We start from the raw sequence: 15,615 nt of genomic DNA, 5'->3' as shown, positions 1-15,615 counted from the left end.
GAGCATTGTTACCTTACTTTTACCTACTGATATTTATTGATTTTTTGCTGAACGGGAACGACTATGTGGCGTGCTGAGATGATCGGTGGCCTATCCGAGGATACCAGGTTAAACAAAACGAAGAGCCGAGCTATTTAGCAGAGTAAAAAGTGAAAAGAAATAACTGGCGCAGAAGCCAGAAATCGCCGGGTTTCTATCAGAATCAATTGTTTCCTTTATATTTGATCAAACGTTGCCCTCAAAAATGCTAACCACGAAGAATATAAGATTTTTGATTATCTGGTTCTCAATAATCGCATTCGCGTTTATATGCAATGTCGTCCCTATTCACGGACATGTGAGCGACGTCAGCTGGCGAAAAGTAGGGAAGCCTGCATCAACGCCAATTTACTTATTTTCTTCTGGTTACAACAATGATGGCTTTTGGCCTTTTAGCACTTATATAATTGAATCTGAATATATGACGAATCCAAGCGAAGAAAATCTGGCAGAAAATGAAAGTAGAGAATACGCTAGGAATCATCCAGATATGTATGTTAGCGAGTCGCATCTTGACGTTAAAACATACAATGTTACCACGTTTAACGGAGTTTTCAATGGGTTTGATTATTGGGAGTTTTTAATTTACGGGATAATTGGTTTGGCCTTCGTTTATATTCCTAAGGTCTGGAATTGATTTTGACTGATGTTGTATACCACATATTAGTAAAGAAATGCAAATTATTATACCTTACTAATAGAGCCAGTACAAAGAGAGTTCGCTCGTGGCTAAGGTTACAGATATAAAAATCTGTCATTATGTGGAATTTGTCATCCGCATAACAACAATGCTAGGTTATTAGCTAATATCGTGCTTATCATTTAGGTCGTTAATCAGTTTTTCAGACTTGATATTAACTTCAAAAGGCGTTCTCTTTATAGCAATTAGGTCATCTAAAAGTAGAATTGTCCTTATGATACAACGTCGACATTCCTGTCTATGTGGGTCACTATGAGCTCCTCGATTGGATAGTTCATAAAGTTTCTTCCATTCCTCAAATAGTGTTGAAGTATTAGTAACAATTAAGTCAATGTTTTCTTTACTTTTAAACTCTCGTTTAGCAAATTCCAAAAGTCTATTTTTGTACGCATCTTTTGTTAACGAATGTCCTTCGATTATTTCGTTTGAAGCAGGAAATAAACAGTCTGTCACGTATTGAAATACTCTCCTACAGGAAGTCATTGCTTGGGCATATTGCTCACCCGTTTTAGCATTTAAGAAGTTTTGATTGATAGACCAAAGCTGATCTGTTAAATTTGGGGCTATGTCTGTTAGTTTTCCAATTATCTCATCAGTAATAGTTGAAAAAATTGAATCCATACCTTGCTTCCATTCAGTTACTCTTTTAGCGTTTTCATAATTATGTTTATCATCAAATATGATATGCCTATAATTTGAAACTTCAGTATTTATCTTATCAAATGGGATATTTTTTAGACGGTCTTTTATATCTTCAAAATATTCCAAATTCTCAGGTTCATTGTCATCAATGAGAATATTTATTTCTTTATTAAGTAATCTAAATTTAGGTCCAATACATTCACCATATAACCACCAGTGAAGTTCAAGCGAATTGTCAATTTCCAAGGCACCTAAATATCTTTCTTCATTTAACAGTGAGTCGTGTAATTTAATAGCAAGCTCTTTTGGAATTGTTTCAAAACATATCACAAAGGGAATGTCATTGACAAAGTATTTTACTCGATCTATGATAATTCGCTTCCAAATGTCTCCATTGTTTTGAAATAAGTGATTTAAGAAATCGTTTGGATCAATGTTTTTTGTTAAATATTCTGAAATTAATAAATCTCCAATTAGAATCTTAGAGGAAATAAATGCTTCATTTAATCTAAGAAGGTTATTGAAGATACGTCCATAAAATATACTGTCATACCTTCCCGAAATATCTGCACATTTAAAATGATATGCTACTTTCATCTTTTGAATAATTTATTATTTCTAGGCGAACTTAGGCAAAGGTATCCTATTCCTAAGCTATCAGTAAATATTTGATGGTTTACTATGAGTAAAGCTAAGTACTTGTTTAAGTTAGTTATTCAATTTTTCGAAGCTCGTCAATTAGCCCTGGTGCGATTTGTTTAGCAAAGTCAATTTCTGCAACAGTTAACCTTTGTTCTTCTCCATGAATTGCAGGTGATGCAATAGAAAATAAGTTTCTAATTACCTTATGTTGATTAGGTGTTATTATCTGTTGTTCTACAAGTCTCGGAAGTAACATAACAACTGGTCTAGGCCTGTCTTCTTCAATAAATTTTATTGTAATTCTTCTTAGTTCTTTTTCTATGCTATATCTTACTCCAAAAAGAAACTGTACATCATCTGAAACTTTGATAGATTGTTCTTTTGGCTCAGTTTTTATTCCTAACTCTTGGATTGTTTTCTTTATAATATCTTTATCAAAGTTAATTTCCTTATCTGGCTTTGGATCAATTAAAAACATCTTTTGAAAACTTTCATCTGTCTTATAGTCACTCGGGGCATAAATGACTTTTGTATTGAAGTTTAATGTTAGGAAAAATAGTATAATTAATAGTGTTGGAAATAGAATCACAAACCAAATAAATGTTTGTTGAAGTTCTTTATCAACAAGTCCAATAGAAACCGTTGCATTAATTTCCGCTAATGCTGCGAAAATTGCAATTATTGTTAGAGGATTAGAAATAAATTTTACCTTTTCGGTCATGGTGTACGTTTATGGATTTTTCTAGCTTTCTAGTCTAGGTATCTTAAAAATATGTGTAACTTATACCTTAAAGCCAGTTTTGTATTCAGTCTAACTAAATGTCCCTTTCCTGCACCTGGCGCCGGCCGTGAGTCGACCATCTTTAAAGGCCTAAAAATTGCATCATTTCGTTATCTCAGGAATCCATGCGTCAATTTTAACCACGCGACTAAGTCTGTGAGACACTGTTCTTAGAAAGCTGAATTAGTATTTTCATGGCCGCTTGGCTATGCTGCCTGCGGCATTTTCTCATTTATAAAGATTTCCAGGGGTAATCCTAAGTGCTTATGAAGGTTATGAATTTGCTGCAAGGTAAAGTATCGCTTCCGGTTAAGTATTTCAGACACCCTTGATTTGGGACCTATGAATTGCTCCAAATCTTTATTTTTCCAGCCATTTTCTTCCATCAAATATTTGATTGCGTCAATCGGATCCGGATAAGGAATATCGTTGTGCGTTTGTTCATAAGCATGAACCAAAGTGCTTATGACATCAAGCTCATCGTCCAATTCAGAATAAGGGGTCGGATCTAAAATAAGTAATTCGTCGATGCGCTTCAGGGCATTTTGATAGTCTAATGCTGTTTTTATGGGGGTTACAGTTACTGTATTCATTGATTGCTTAGATTTGAGTCGTTTGAACAATAATATGATTTATACGGTATGGGCATCAATCTTATCATATTCGGCATGTGTACCAATCCACCTGATGTAAACAATTTGCCGGTGTACCAGGACGACGGTAATGATTCGATACTTATTCCCTTTGATATCAAATATTACTCTATTGTTTCCAATAATGTCCACTGAATTAGCCACTTGTTTAAGATCGTTCAGGTTTTGGATATTTATATCCTTGATTTTAGCAATCCACACTTCTAACGCGATCTTCGAATCTGCATGTGTGTGATAGAACTCTCTTAAACGGGTTGTTGTAATAATTCTCATGACGCTAATTCACAGTAAAGTTACATAATTGGTAACCTAATTTCCAATAGATTGTTACATATTATGTAACAAATTTGTTGAGTCGATAATTTCTCCTTGCCTTTTTGGCTAACACATTGCCACAGTATACAAGATGTTGTGATTTGTTTGTCAATTACTCTGCAAGAGGATTTACACTGAGCTATCACTTCCCTTCTTATTTCTGCTAATAGCAGCCAAAGCGGGCTCTCCGAATCCTTTTCTGTTCACAGTCAAAATTGGTGACTTGCAAATTTTAACATCTGATGAAATGATACCATTCAGGTAGCCAGTTGTGAACGGCTTGGCGTGAGCATTTGAAACGTATTGAAAATTCTCTATAATCCAGCTTTCAAGTTCCGCCTTATTGCAGGAAACAATTAAATTCGCTTCGATGAGCTGTTTGAAGGCATCAGCAAGCTGATTGCCATTGCTATTGAAAAGCAGTTTCTGTTTGGGAGAAATGTTGTTGTTCAGCAGCGTGAATAACGGTTGCTGGTCTTTCTCTTCAAAATATTCCTTGAAGATCTTGAAAAACTGATCGGCTATACCTTCAACAAATACAGGATAGCGGCGGATTCGTATTGGCGTTGGTTTACCATCACCTATCTTTTCTACCTCCGAATCTTGACCTTCCGTTTTTACGAGCGCAGTGATTTCTGTGATAAACTCGGCCAAGCTTTCTTCTCTTTCCCGGATTGAATCGCAAAGGTCTTCAATAAATTCCGGGGTGACGATTGCATCTGTCTTATTAGGCTCCAGAAGATCGGTGTAAAAGATTTCGGCAAATTCAATCACAAGCAAAAAGTTGTCCTGCAAGTTTTCTCCATTCGCAGGGTAATGACGGAAGTAATTTTCCCAAAACCTGTTGAATAGGGATAAAAGCTTCTTTGCCTGATCCAAATATGCTTTTCGTCTCTCAGGATCTGCGCCAATGATGTCGATGACGGCCAAGTCCTTTAAGATTTGCAGATGCTTTGCAAACTGCAATGAGAAATGTGGGGTCTGATGGGTGATGTCGTATCCTGATTTGAAGACTGGGCCGAGTTCGGCAGGTTCGCGCTTGTCCCTGATTTCAGATATTTGAAGGTCAAATTTTTGTAAGAATGTAAAATATTCCTTGAAGTGTTCCATGCTTTGAAATTTCATTACTGGCTATTTAGACGATGTTAAAGGGCAGAAACTATAACAGCGCGCTGAGATATTTCTTAGTTTGTTCATCGTCAAAACTGCCTAAATAGCTTTCCGTGGTCGAAATCGAAGTGTGGCCGAGCGATTGGCTAATGAAAGCAAGTGGTGCTTCTGATTGGAGAAGGATCGTTGCGAAGGAATGTCTGGCGCTGTATGTATTAACGTCTCCTGTGATTTCATTAGCGGCCGCAATGTCCTTCATGTATTGATTTGTGATTTTCACCACCTGATTGATTACGGTCTTTTGTCTTTCTGGTGTCATATCGTGCTCCAAAAATGGGAAGACATAATCCTTTGGGTTTTTGCTCTTTACCGCCCAGCGTTCAATAATATCAAAAGTTTCTTTGAATAAGGAGACTTTGATCGTGTTTTGGTTACCTCTGGTTGAGCGAGCAGTCTTTTGGCGGATAAAGGTTAATCGGTCACCCTCTATATCCTGCCAGCGAATACGACAAATGTCATTCATGTTCATCCCATTACATAAATAGGAAAAAACCCATAGATCACGGCTTCGCTGTTCAAATCCTGGATTGCATTTATGCGTTATGATTTTTAGTACGTCATCCTTGCTGAGTGCTTTTTTGGTATTGCTGCCAGCTGGTATCATATACCTTCTCTTGCCAAAAGGGTATAACTCCCTATTCATAATGCCCGCGTCAATGGCGTCATTACAAACAGATCTGATGTGCCGGCAATATATGCCAACGGTTGTCAGGGTAGCGGGGGACGAGCTTCCTTTCGGTCCCCTACGTTTTCGACCATGCTTGAGCATCCATTTCTCATAACTTGTCAAAAACGTTGGAGTCAGATATTCAAAGCGGAGTACAATCTCCTTTTTCTTCGCCTCCTTGATTGTTACAGGCGGAAGGTTTAGCAATTCCTGACGTTGCTTTTCGGTAAGAGACTCGAGAAAACGTAGTAATGAGGTCGACGTTGAAGTGTAGCTCAATGCATTTCCAATCCGGCCTTCCTTATTCATATCGTTTGCTTTCAAAGTGAGAGCCTGAATGACATTGTTTTTATCCCTTGTCTCTTTGCTAGGCTTCGATTCCTGACCAAACATACTTATCTCATATGCGAATCGCTCAAAGCTGAAGTCGTCATCAAGCTTGCCCACAATTGTCCGGGCTCTGCCGAGGAAACTTTCAACTTCCTTGCCGGTATACTCTTCCTCATACGTACTTCCGAAAAGCTTGTTCCATAACTTCCTTCTGTAGTCGTTTTTCACTTGTCCGGGCATACCGGATTTGTGCTTTTTGAGAAAGTCCCAATCCTGCTCTGAGATTTTCAAACCCGTGGTAAAAAGTCGTTGTTTTCCTTCATGAGAAACCAACCATTTTATCACACCTTCATCACCTTTTGATGCTCTTTTGTCGAGGAATAAATTTACCGTTGTAGCGCTCATGATCGTTGGTCATTTCGTTCTAGTTGCAATAAACTTGCAATAGTAAATTAAAAAACATCGAAAGACATCACCAAATAAATCTGGAAATTAATTTTTCAATATATTGATAGTGAAGCAATTATATAAATATCGAAAAATGAGTGAAAACAAAAAAAGGCGTATTTTATGTGACTGTTAATCAGAGGGTCGTTGGTTCGAGCCCAACTTCGGGAGCCCTAGTTACGAAGCACTTAGCATTAATTTGCTAGGTGCTTTTTTTGTTGCAATAGATGTTGCAATAGTTATCGAATCGGTTGAAAGTGATTGGTGCGTGTTAATCTTAGGCTCACAACTACGAATGGGCTTACAAGGAAAGTTGATAAAATATTTGAGCTGTCTCAATTCCATATTTCCCAATCGGTTTTTTCGATCGGTTTCATCTAAAAATAACGTTTTGCGAATAAAGTCAATTTTTCAATATTTGCGTGATGCTACTCAAAATGAACATTTTATCTATTAGACAAAGAAATGATGAAAGCGAAACTATTTGTATCGATTATCCTTTTGACCATCTGTTTTGCAACATTCGGGCAGGAGAAGCAAAGCACGGCTGTTGTTGAGAAAGGTTTAACCAAAGTGTCCGTCATGTATCCGTTTGCCGAAGGTAAAACCTTTGATATGGAATATTACGAAACCAAGCACATGCCGATGGTAGCGGCGTTTTTAGGATCAAATCTGGTTAAATATACCATAGATAAAGGCGTTGCAAGCGGCATTCCTAACCAACCGTTGCCGTTCATGGCGATAGGGACATTTTATGTAAAAAACCTGAGTGAGTACCAGGCGGCCATCGCTCCAAACCGGGACGCTATCCGCGCTGATTTTCCAAGGTATACCAATATCAGCCCGGTCATACTGGTAAGTGAAGTGGTAAAATAGATTTTGATATATAAGTTACCACCCCCGGGTCACTGCTTCATTGATAATTTATAAATTTGGGGCAACTACTTTGTTTTTATCCTTATATGTTTTCAATCAAAGACCTTATTTCAAAATTTCGGGGGGTGGATAGGCGTTCGCAGGTTCATCAATATGATTTGGCCCTTTGTTGTATCGTTAAGGATGAAAACAACTATTTGGAAGAGTGGATTGGTTATCATGAGAAAATTGGTGTACAGGCGTTTTTTATTTATGACAATGGCAGCAAAGTGCCGATACGCACTGCATTAACAGCCATAAATACTTCGGCCAATGTGACGGTGATTGATATGCCTGGAAAAAACCAGCATGTTAAAGCTTATCAGCATTGTCTGGACACCTTCGGCGGCTCATCTACTTGGATCGGCTTTATTGATATTGACGAATTTATCGTACCAAAAACGGATAGCGCCAATCTGCCGGAATTTTTGAAAAACTATGAAAATTACGGTGGTTTAGGTGTTTCCTGGCTGATCTTTGGCTCCAATGGACACATCCAAAAGCCGACCGGGCGGCAGTTGGAAAATTTTATAAAACGCTCGGATGTTTCGTTCCCGCCCAACAGACATATCAAAAGCATTGTACAGCCCAGGTTTGTTAAATCGGCCTATAAGTCGCACTGCTTTCATTATAAACCCGGATATTTTTGTGTCAATGAGCACAACCTTCCCATTGACGGTGCGACGGCGGATGTCAGCGTAGATAAAATTCAGCTAAACCATTATTACTGCCGGTCTTTGGAGGAATATCATCAAAAGGTCGAACGCGGGATAAGCGATACCAAGCGCAAGAGAAAACTGGAAGAATTTCACAATCACGATATCGAATCTAACCTGATTGAAGACACCACTATCTTGAAAGTTTTAGAAAAACTAAACGCCGGTGTGAACTGATGAGGGCTATTTTTTAGACAAATGTTCTTTCTCTATAATGAGAATTTCTTGTAAAAGAGGATCATTAAGTATCATTTGTAATCGTTTAGGTTCAGGATATGGGATCTGGAAACCTGGTTTATTTATTGTAGAAAAATCCTTCGTAGCGAGATAGTTGCGGACATTTTCTGTCTGGGTCAGTCGCCTCACACGTTCTTCCTTTAATACCCTGAAATCCAGTACGGACCGTTGAATGTAGCTGAAAAAGACGGCGACGAAAAAAACGGCAACTACGGCCAAAATGGCCTTCCGGGCCAGAGGTTTGCCCGGTATGCTCGCAAGCCTCAAAACAAACCAGCTGTTCGCTGCCAAACCCAGCAGCAGAACTTCGGCATAGCGCGGCGGCATATGCGTAGAATCATGTCCGCGCCCGTAAGCGAGCGCAACGATCTGCATAGCGGTCCATGCGAGGCAGCCAAACATTAACAGATCGGTTTTGCTGATTTGTTGTCGCAGGAATAACAGGCGCAAGACGAAGAATAAGCCCGGCAACCACATGACTCCAATAAACAATTTGCTGCCACGCAATGGCCAGCCCATCAGGCGAAGCATTGTGGAAGCGAATTCTGAAAAATTGGTCGCATGCAAAATATAATGTTCTTCCACTCGGGGCATTGTGAGATAGGCAGAAACAGCCATTACAAGCAGAATAACCATTAGTATGACCACGTTTCCACTTATAAAACGTTGAAAATAAGCCCGGGCAAGATAAATAGATATTACTGCCAGCGGGGTCAGCAGGCCCGATGCCAATGTTAAAATGCTGATCAGGCTCAGGGCCAAAATCAGCCAAACCGACCAGTGCCTGTTATGGAAATGCGCAGCAATAATCAGCGAGGAAAGGGTAAAGAAGTTAACAAAGTAAAATTGGCTCTGAAATCCAATCAAAAAATTTTCCCAGGAAAAAGGGAGTGATCCGCCTGCAATGATAACGGCAATGACCAGCCATTTTAAACCGGATATTTTTTCAGTTCGGGCCAGGATCCAGATAAAAAGCAAGGGCGTTAAGGCGCCGAATGGAATGTTAAAGCGTGCTTCGACGATATTGTTCCATGATCCTGTCAGCGAGAAAATGAACAATGTCATGATGCGGGTAGGCAGTATGCGGTGCTCATTGTGCGCTATAAACAGGTCTTGAAATTGAAATTTCCCCTCGATCCACGGTTTCAGCAACCCGAGCCATTCGGCATCCCATTGATCCCAAAAAGGTAAGGAAACAGCAAACCGTTCCACATAATACAGGCGAGGGATGATTAAAGCTAGGGTAGAAAATCCTAATAGAAGGCTATTCTTGCTGTACTTATTCACAATTAACAGGCTAACATTTGACAAATATACGTTGTGCCTGATGAATTTAAAGTAAATCCATGAACCATATGAAAGCATTGCATAAAAAGCCGAATGTCGGGATCCCCAACATTCGGACTGAACACCTAAACCGTTTAATTAGTCATCAAAACTTCCTAAATATATGAACACACTAGAAACGACGCACAACCAACCAGCCACCGGTGAGAATGAACGAATTAACGGTCACTTTCCTATGCGTGAACACGTTGTGAATCAGCTTAGAATGGTGACTTTGATTGCGGATTTGAATGAAGTTCGTCGTATTAATTAGGGATTGAAAATTCGCCAAATTATCTTGCAAGGGCACATTCGCATATTACGTGCTATTCCTTCGTTTGCAATTGAGCGTATAGTTTGTAATATTTATTTGATAGATGCGCGCTTGACTAAAAATGCTTTGAAATGAGAATCTCAATCGTCTGCACGCTCATGCTGATGTCGATGATAATACCGGCCTTCGGTCAGGTGGAAATGATCCGTAAGTTGCAGCGATCGCTTCCGCAAATCACTGACAGTCTACGTTATGTGGACGCAGTTAATAAAATCTCCCTGCTTTTTTTTGAGCAAAATGCCGACAGCACTTTCTATTATTCTATGCAGGCGCGAGAAATCGCCACCAGGCTGGATTACCCGAAGGGCATTGCCGATGCGACCAATAATCTGGGAATTGTATTTGACATAAAAGGCAATGTGCAGCTCGCATTGCGCTATTATAACGATGCGTATAATCGTTACGTTGCCATCGGAGACTCGTCCAACATTGTTCAGACGCTCATGAACATTGGCCTGGTTTACAAGATCACCGGCAAAGACGAGAAGTCGATCGCCAACTTCGAGCAGGCACTGGAACTTGGCAGCCGTATTTCGCAAGATTCGATTACGGCGCTCGCGATCCTGAATTACATGCTGATTTACCCGGAAAATTTTGACGAGGAGCAAAAAAACAAGAATATCCGCCGCGCCAAAGCCATCGCCGAAAAGTATAAAGACCTTCGTGTCCAACTGGCAATTGAGCAGTTGCAGGCGGTTCATTATCTTTCTAACAATGAGTGGGATAGGGGAATTGGAATGCTGAAAAAAACGCTGAAAAAAAGCCTGGACATGAAGCTGTATTTTTTCAGTATGGACCTGCTTATCAGCCTGGGCGACCAGCACCTCAGAACCCTTCCTGACACCGCCATTGCTTATTATGAGCAAGCATTGCAGATATCGGAGCAAAAGGGATATCGCCTGTATGCGAGGGATATAGCAAACAAGCTTTATGATTTTTACACGGCGCGAAAGGACACAGCAAAAGCATACAGCTATGCCGAGAAAATTATCGGGTTGTTCGAAGAGCAGATTGAAATTGACAAAGTTTCGGGCGTGGACTACATTGAATATGCAGTTAAGGATCAGGAATTAAAGTCGGAGCAGTTGAAGGTTGCTTATAATAAACGGTTTCTATGGCTGGCAGTGGCCATATGCCTGCTGACGATCCTCAGCATCGTGTTTTTACTGCGCACCTGGATCATGTCCAAGCGGACCAATGTAATGCAGAAAATGCAGTTCCGGCAGCTCGAAACGACGATGGAAGCGCTGGAACTGACCAACAAAAATTATGCGCGCGTGATCAAAATTGTTGCGCACGATCTCAGAAATCCGATTGGCGCAATCAACGCAATGAGCTCAATGTTAATGGAATATGAAACAAGTCCGGAAGAAACGAAGGAATTTGTGCAAATGATCCATGAGTCGAGTAAGAATTGCATGACCATGATCGGCGATTTGCTCGTAACCGATTTTGATTTAAAAGAATCAGAACTGAATAAAGAAGAAACTGACCTTTCGGTTTTGCTGCAACAGGTTGTTAAATTATTGAATTTCAGAGCGAAAGAAAAAAATCAGGAGCTGGTTTTATCCAATGTTTTGAATGCAACTATTCTGGTTGACGGCGACAAAATTTCCCGCGTTTTGAGTAACCTGGTGATCAATGCAATAAAATTTAGTCCTCAGGGCGGTTTGATCCAAATCAGCACTTCTGACGCGCAAAATGGGATTTTAATAGCCATTCAGGACAATGGCCTTGGTATTCCCAAAGAATTCGAAAACAAGATATTTGATCCGTTTACGTCCTCAAAACGCGCCGGAACAGCCGGTGAACAGCCGTTTGGTCTTGGCTTATACATAAGCAAACAGATCATTGAAGCGCATCACGGCCACATTTGGTTCGAAAGTGAGCCAGGAGTAGTTACTACATTCTACATCCTGCTTCCCAGCAGCGTCATTTTAAGGACAGGAACACAAGCGTGACATGCATTGCTGCGCCTATCTGAGTTTCAATAATTTAACCACTTCCACCTTTTTGCGGCGGGATATTTCGACCTCCGTGCCGTCGCTTACAACAATGTACCCGTGATCGTGGCTCATTTGGGAAATGTGCCTGGGATTCACCAGATGTGATTTGTGGGTGCGGATAAAACCAAATTCATCCAGCATCTCATCGAAATATTTCAGTGTTTTGCTGGTAACGATGGGCTTCTTGTGGGTGGTGTGGATAAATGTATAATTGCCGTCTCCCTGCATACGGATAATTTGTTCCAATGTCAGAAAAAGCACACCGTCCTTGGAAGGAATAGCAAGCCGGAAGTCCTTGGTTTTACCTTTACGGATATTCTGGACGAGGTTATCATACAGGATCAGGTTGCTTTTGACATCCGGCAACTGCATTTTCAAATACCTGTCAATGGCATGCCTGAGTTCGTCAGGGTCAACGGGTTTGAGCAGAAAATCCAGCGCACTGAAACGGATCGCCTGAATCGCATACTGGTTGTAGGCAGTTGTGAAAATTACCTCGAATGACGGGTTTACCAACGCACGTAAAAAATCAAAACCATTACGTTTGGGCATTTCCACGTCCAGGAACACAATATTTGGACTAAAATTCCGCAAGATTTCAAGTCCATGGTCCACGGACTCGGCCTGCCGCACGTCAGTGATTTCCTCAACAAAAGTTTCAATATAATATTGTAGCACCGTTCGTGCTTTGGGTTCATCGTCAATAATCAGCGCTTTTATCATTTTCTTGCTTATACATTGTTGAGATACGTTGATAGTTCAATTTCAATGAGCGTGCCGGAAGCCTCGCCGTTTTCATCATAGAGGTCAAAAATAAACATCTCAATAATGTGAAGTAGCTCATTAACGGTGGCGCGTATACTTACCGTTCACCGTTAAATAGCCGGAACCGACCGTTCCCTCGTTGGTTTTGAAATTTAGCGTTGGATAAGCCAACTTTATAATGCAAGAAAGGCAATTGGCGGTGAAAAACCGACTTTAACCATTCACTTCTGCAAGCAACATTACTATACACATCAGGCGCAGCAATGCGCCTTTCTTTTTTATAGGATAAGGGGAAAGTTTGAAATCTTTGAAGTAATATTTTGCCCCTACTGTCTTGTATATGAATACAATTCAGATCTAAACTCTTAACTCATGTTGGCTTGCACACAAGCAAAGAACGCCGGACGCGTTGCCCGGTTTCTGTGTTCCCTGCTATTGCTATTCTTTCCCTATTTAGCCAATGCCCAGGAAATTGACCTTCTGCTAAAAGGCGGGCACGTCATCGATCCCAAAAACAACATTGATGCGGTTATGGATGTTGCCATTTCGGGCGGAAAAATCATACGGGTAGCCAGTAACATTGCAGCTTCGGACGCGAAAAAGACGGTGGATGTAAAAGGGTTTTATGTCACGCCCGGGCTGATTGATATGCACGCACACGTTTTCGCAGGAACTGTCCCCGACGCTTACATTGCCAATGCCTCTACCAGCCTGCCGCCGGACGGCTTCACGTTCCGCGCCGGAATTACAACGGTTGTCGATGCGGGCTCATCCGGCTGGCGCAACTTCCGGACTTTCAAAGCACAGACGATCGATAAAGCGCAAACGCGCGTCCTGGCGCTGCTCAACATTGTGGGCACAGGCATGGCGAGCCGCTATGAAGAGCAGGATCTTACGGATATGAACCCGGTTATGACCGCCAATATGATCCAAAGGCTTTTTCCAAAAATCATTGTGGGCGTGAAAGCGGCACATTTCTGGGGGGATTATGCGCAGGTAACAGCCGCGGTTGAAGCTGGGAAACTGGCCAATGTGCCGGTTATGGTTGATTTCGGTGAACACCGGCCGCCATTATCAATTGAAAAATTATTCAAAGAATATCTCCGTCCGGGCGACATTTTCACTCACACCTTTTCTTACGGACCGGCAGACCGTGAAACGGTGGTTGATGAAAATGGGAAAGTAAAACCATTCGTTTTCGAAGCGCAAAGAAACGGGCTGGTTTTCGACGTCGGGCATGGAGGCGGGGCATTTGCTTGGCGGCAGGCGATTCCGGCCTTGCAACAGGGATTTAAACCCAATGTAATCAGCACCGACTTGCATACCGACAGCATGAACGGCGCTATGAAAGGGCTGGACAATGTTATATCCAAGTTTCTCAACATGGGCATGACGCTTCCGGACGCCATTCTGCGTGCGACATGGAATCCCGCACAAGTCATCAAACGCCCGGATCTGGGAACATTGTCGTTAGGTTCAGAGGCGGATATTGCTGTGTTTAATTTAAGAAAAGGGGATTTCGGATTTTTAGACACCCGGAAACTGAAACTCAAAGGCGATAAAAAACTGGAAGCCGAACTGACCATTCGCGCGGGTAAGATCGTGTGGGACCTGAACGGGATCAGCGCGGCGGGCTGGGACTCTGAAACATTGGCTAAATAACGGATAGGGATGGATTTAAAGAATCTTCATAGCCACATTAATCTTGGCAAAAACTACTTCTGCATAGTGCTTTTACTTGCGCTTTGCGGCACTGTTTTTGGTCAAAAATTTGATCTGATCATAAAAGGCGGCCATGTGATTGACCCTGCAAATAACATTGATAAAGTAATGGATGTGGCTATAAGCAAGGGTGTTATAGCAAGAGTCGCTACTAAAATAGATGAGCCTGCTGAGAAAACGATCGATGCGAAAGGTTTATACGTGACGCCCGGCTTCATTGATATGCATACGCACGTTTTTGTCGGGCCTCATGCAGGGCTTTTTGCCAATGGTGTGAACAGCGTTTCTCCTGATGATTTTACATTCCGGTCCGGGGTGACGACGGTTGTGGACGCGGGGACTTCCGGCTGGCGTAGTTTTCCTTTGTTTAAAAAACAGGTGATCGATCAGTCCAAAACGCGCATTCTGGCTTTTATAAACATTGCAGGCGACGGAATGACGGGTGAGGAGCATGAACAAAATATTGCAGATATGGTCCCGGATTCCGCTTTGAGCGTGATTAACCAATATTCAGGGATAATCGTTGGGGTAAAAATCGGGCATTACAACGGGACCGACTGGACGCCTTATGACAATGCGATAAAATTAGCCAGGCAAGTTGAAAAGCCGCTTTTCGTGGAATGTCATTTACCCCAATATTCCTTACAGAATCAGCTTGCCAAGCTTAGTCCGGGCGATATGATTACGCATACTTTTGAAAATATTAAAGAGCGCATGCCCATCATTGGCGAAGATGGAAAAGTCCGGCCATTTGTCCTGGAAGCAAAAAAGCGGGGTATTTTATTTGATCTGGGGCACGGCGGCGCAGGTTTCTGGTTCGACCAGGCTGCTCCGGCGGTTAAGCAGGGTTTCGCTCCGAATTCTTTTGGGACAGATCTACACCGTTTCAGCATGAACTCGGCCATGAAGGATATGACGAATGTAATGTCAAAATTTATGGCACTGGGTTTGTCGCTCAATGATGTCGTGCAAATCGCCACCTGGAATGCTGCAACGGCCATTAATCATGAGGAATTAGGAAATATGAAAGTGGGCAATGTGGCTGATATAGCAATTTTTAAAGTCAGTGAAGGTACATTCGGTTTCACGGATTCTGCTGGAAAAAGCATATCCGGCTCAAAAAAACTGGAAATGGAAATGACGGTTAGGGACGGAAAAATTGTGTGGGATTTGAATGGGTTAGGTGCTAAAAAAATAGATAATTGAAA

At 41.4% G+C, this 15,615-nt stretch carries 14 protein-coding genes; 6 read left to right on the top strand and 8 right to left on the bottom strand.

Translation table 11 applies throughout. From position 1 onward, the window contains the following. Positions 1-337: 337 nt before the first annotated feature. Positions 338-676, top strand: coding sequence for a hypothetical protein (locus L0659_RS18815; RefSeq protein WP_235128146.1), 339 nt, complete (start codon positions 338-340; stop codon positions 674-676). 162 nt (positions 677-838) lie between these two features. Here L0659_RS18815 and L0659_RS18810 read toward each other — a convergent pair whose 3' ends face one another. From L0659_RS18810 to L0659_RS18785, 6 genes are all read right to left on the bottom strand, one after another. Continuing rightward, on the bottom strand, positions 839-1,978 hold the full coding sequence (locus L0659_RS18810) for a hypothetical protein (RefSeq protein ID WP_235128145.1): 1,140 nt from the start codon (positions 1,976-1,978) through the stop codon (positions 839-841). 115 nt (positions 1,979-2,093) lie between these two features. Continuing rightward, positions 2,094-2,744: a hypothetical protein gene (locus L0659_RS18805; RefSeq protein ID WP_235128144.1), complete on the bottom strand. Its 651-nt coding sequence runs from the start codon at positions 2,742-2,744 to the stop codon at positions 2,094-2,096. A gap of 266 nt (positions 2,745-3,010) precedes the next feature. Further along, on the bottom strand, positions 3,011-3,397 hold the full coding sequence (locus L0659_RS18800; RefSeq protein WP_235128143.1) for a type II toxin-antitoxin system HigA family antitoxin: 387 nt from the start codon (positions 3,395-3,397) through the stop codon (positions 3,011-3,013). A gap of 39 nt (positions 3,398-3,436) precedes the next feature. Beyond that, positions 3,437-3,730 carry a type II toxin-antitoxin system HigB family toxin gene (locus tag L0659_RS18795; protein WP_235128142.1) on the bottom strand — a complete coding sequence of 98 codons (294 nt, stop codon included), beginning with the start codon at positions 3,728-3,730 and terminating at the stop codon, positions 3,437-3,439. A gap of 171 nt (positions 3,731-3,901) precedes the next feature. Then, positions 3,902-4,897: a hypothetical protein gene (locus tag L0659_RS18790; RefSeq protein WP_235128141.1), complete on the bottom strand. Its 996-nt coding sequence runs from the start codon at positions 4,895-4,897 to the stop codon at positions 3,902-3,904. 34 nt (positions 4,898-4,931) lie between these two features. Further along, entirely contained in the window at positions 4,932-6,344 is a 1,413-nt protein-coding gene (locus L0659_RS18785) for a tyrosine-type recombinase/integrase (protein WP_235128140.1), read from the bottom strand. A gap of 507 nt (positions 6,345-6,851) precedes the next feature. On the opposite strand from L0659_RS18785, the gene L0659_RS18780 reads away from it, so the two are divergent. Then, positions 6,852-7,262, top strand: a complete 411-nt coding sequence (locus L0659_RS18780) for an EthD family reductase (protein WP_235128139.1) — start codon at positions 6,852-6,854, stop codon at positions 7,260-7,262. Between the two features lie 125 nt (positions 7,263-7,387). Continuing rightward, positions 7,388-8,194, top strand: coding sequence for a glycosyltransferase family 2 protein (locus L0659_RS18775; RefSeq protein WP_235128138.1), 807 nt, complete (start codon positions 7,388-7,390; stop codon positions 8,192-8,194). A 6-nt stretch (positions 8,195-8,200) separates the two neighbouring features. On the opposite strand, the gene L0659_RS18770 is transcribed toward L0659_RS18775, so the two are convergent. Then, positions 8,201-9,466 carry a hypothetical protein gene (locus L0659_RS18770; RefSeq protein WP_235128137.1) on the bottom strand — a complete coding sequence of 422 codons (1,266 nt, stop codon included), beginning with the start codon at positions 9,464-9,466 and terminating at the stop codon, positions 8,201-8,203. A 519-nt stretch (positions 9,467-9,985) separates the two neighbouring features. Here L0659_RS18770 and L0659_RS18765 point away from each other — a divergent pair. Next, positions 9,986-11,875 (top strand): ATP-binding protein, encoded by a 1,890-nt coding sequence (locus tag L0659_RS18765; protein WP_235128136.1) that lies wholly within the window; start codon positions 9,986-9,988, stop codon positions 11,873-11,875. 15 nt (positions 11,876-11,890) lie between these two features. Here the strand turns inward: L0659_RS18765 and L0659_RS18760 are convergent, their stop codons facing one another. Then, complete coding sequence (locus L0659_RS18760) at positions 11,891-12,643, bottom strand: LytTR family DNA-binding domain-containing protein (RefSeq protein WP_235128135.1); 753 nt, start codon at positions 12,641-12,643, stop codon at positions 11,891-11,893. Between the two features lie 414 nt (positions 12,644-13,057). On the opposite strand from L0659_RS18760, the gene L0659_RS18755 reads away from it, so the two are divergent. Both L0659_RS18755 and L0659_RS18750 read left to right on the top strand, forming a co-directional pair. Further along, positions 13,058-14,347 carry an amidohydrolase/deacetylase family metallohydrolase gene (locus L0659_RS18755; RefSeq protein ID WP_235128134.1) on the top strand — a complete coding sequence of 430 codons (1,290 nt, stop codon included), beginning with the start codon at positions 13,058-13,060 and terminating at the stop codon, positions 14,345-14,347. Between the two features lie 9 nt (positions 14,348-14,356). Beyond that, positions 14,357-15,613 (top strand): amidohydrolase/deacetylase family metallohydrolase, encoded by a 1,257-nt coding sequence (locus L0659_RS18750; protein ID WP_235128133.1) that lies wholly within the window; start codon positions 14,357-14,359, stop codon positions 15,611-15,613. Positions 15,614-15,615: the final 2 nt, after the last annotated feature.

The organism is Dyadobacter sp. CY347 (assembly GCF_021502655.1).
Lineage (GTDB): Bacteria > Bacteroidota > Bacteroidia > Cytophagales > Spirosomataceae > Dyadobacter.
Note: the sequence above shows the minus strand (reverse complement) of the source record. Positions and strands in the feature narration are given on the sequence as shown.

Coding starts and splice junctions, on each gene's coding strand:
- L0659_RS18810 (WP_235128145.1), bottom strand. CDS start 1,978: ATGAAAGTAGCATATCATTTTAAATGTGCAGATATTTCGGGAAGGTAT.
- L0659_RS18805 (WP_235128144.1), bottom strand. CDS start 2,744: ATGACCGAAAAGGTAAAATTTATTTCTAATCCTCTAACAATAATTGCA.
- L0659_RS18800 (WP_235128143.1), bottom strand. CDS start 3,397: ATGAATACAGTAACTGTAACCCCCATAAAAACAGCATTAGACTATCAA.
- L0659_RS18795 (WP_235128142.1), bottom strand. CDS start 3,730: ATGAGAATTATTACAACAACCCGTTTAAGAGAGTTCTATCACACACAT.
- L0659_RS18790 (WP_235128141.1), bottom strand. CDS start 4,897: ATGAAATTTCAAAGCATGGAACACTTCAAGGAATATTTTACATTCTTA.
- L0659_RS18785 (WP_235128140.1), bottom strand. CDS start 6,344: ATGAGCGCTACAACGGTAAATTTATTCCTCGACAAAAGAGCATCAAAA.
- L0659_RS18780 (WP_235128139.1), top strand. CDS start 6,852: ATGATGAAAGCGAAACTATTTGTATCGATTATCCTTTTGACCATCTGT.
- L0659_RS18765 (WP_235128136.1), top strand. CDS start 9,986: ATGAGAATCTCAATCGTCTGCACGCTCATGCTGATGTCGATGATAATA.
- L0659_RS18760 (WP_235128135.1), bottom strand. CDS start 12,643: ATGATAAAAGCGCTGATTATTGACGATGAACCCAAAGCACGAACGGTG.
- L0659_RS18755 (WP_235128134.1), top strand. CDS start 13,058: ATGTTGGCTTGCACACAAGCAAAGAACGCCGGACGCGTTGCCCGGTTT.
- L0659_RS18750 (WP_235128133.1), top strand. CDS start 14,357: ATGGATTTAAAGAATCTTCATAGCCACATTAATCTTGGCAAAAACTAC.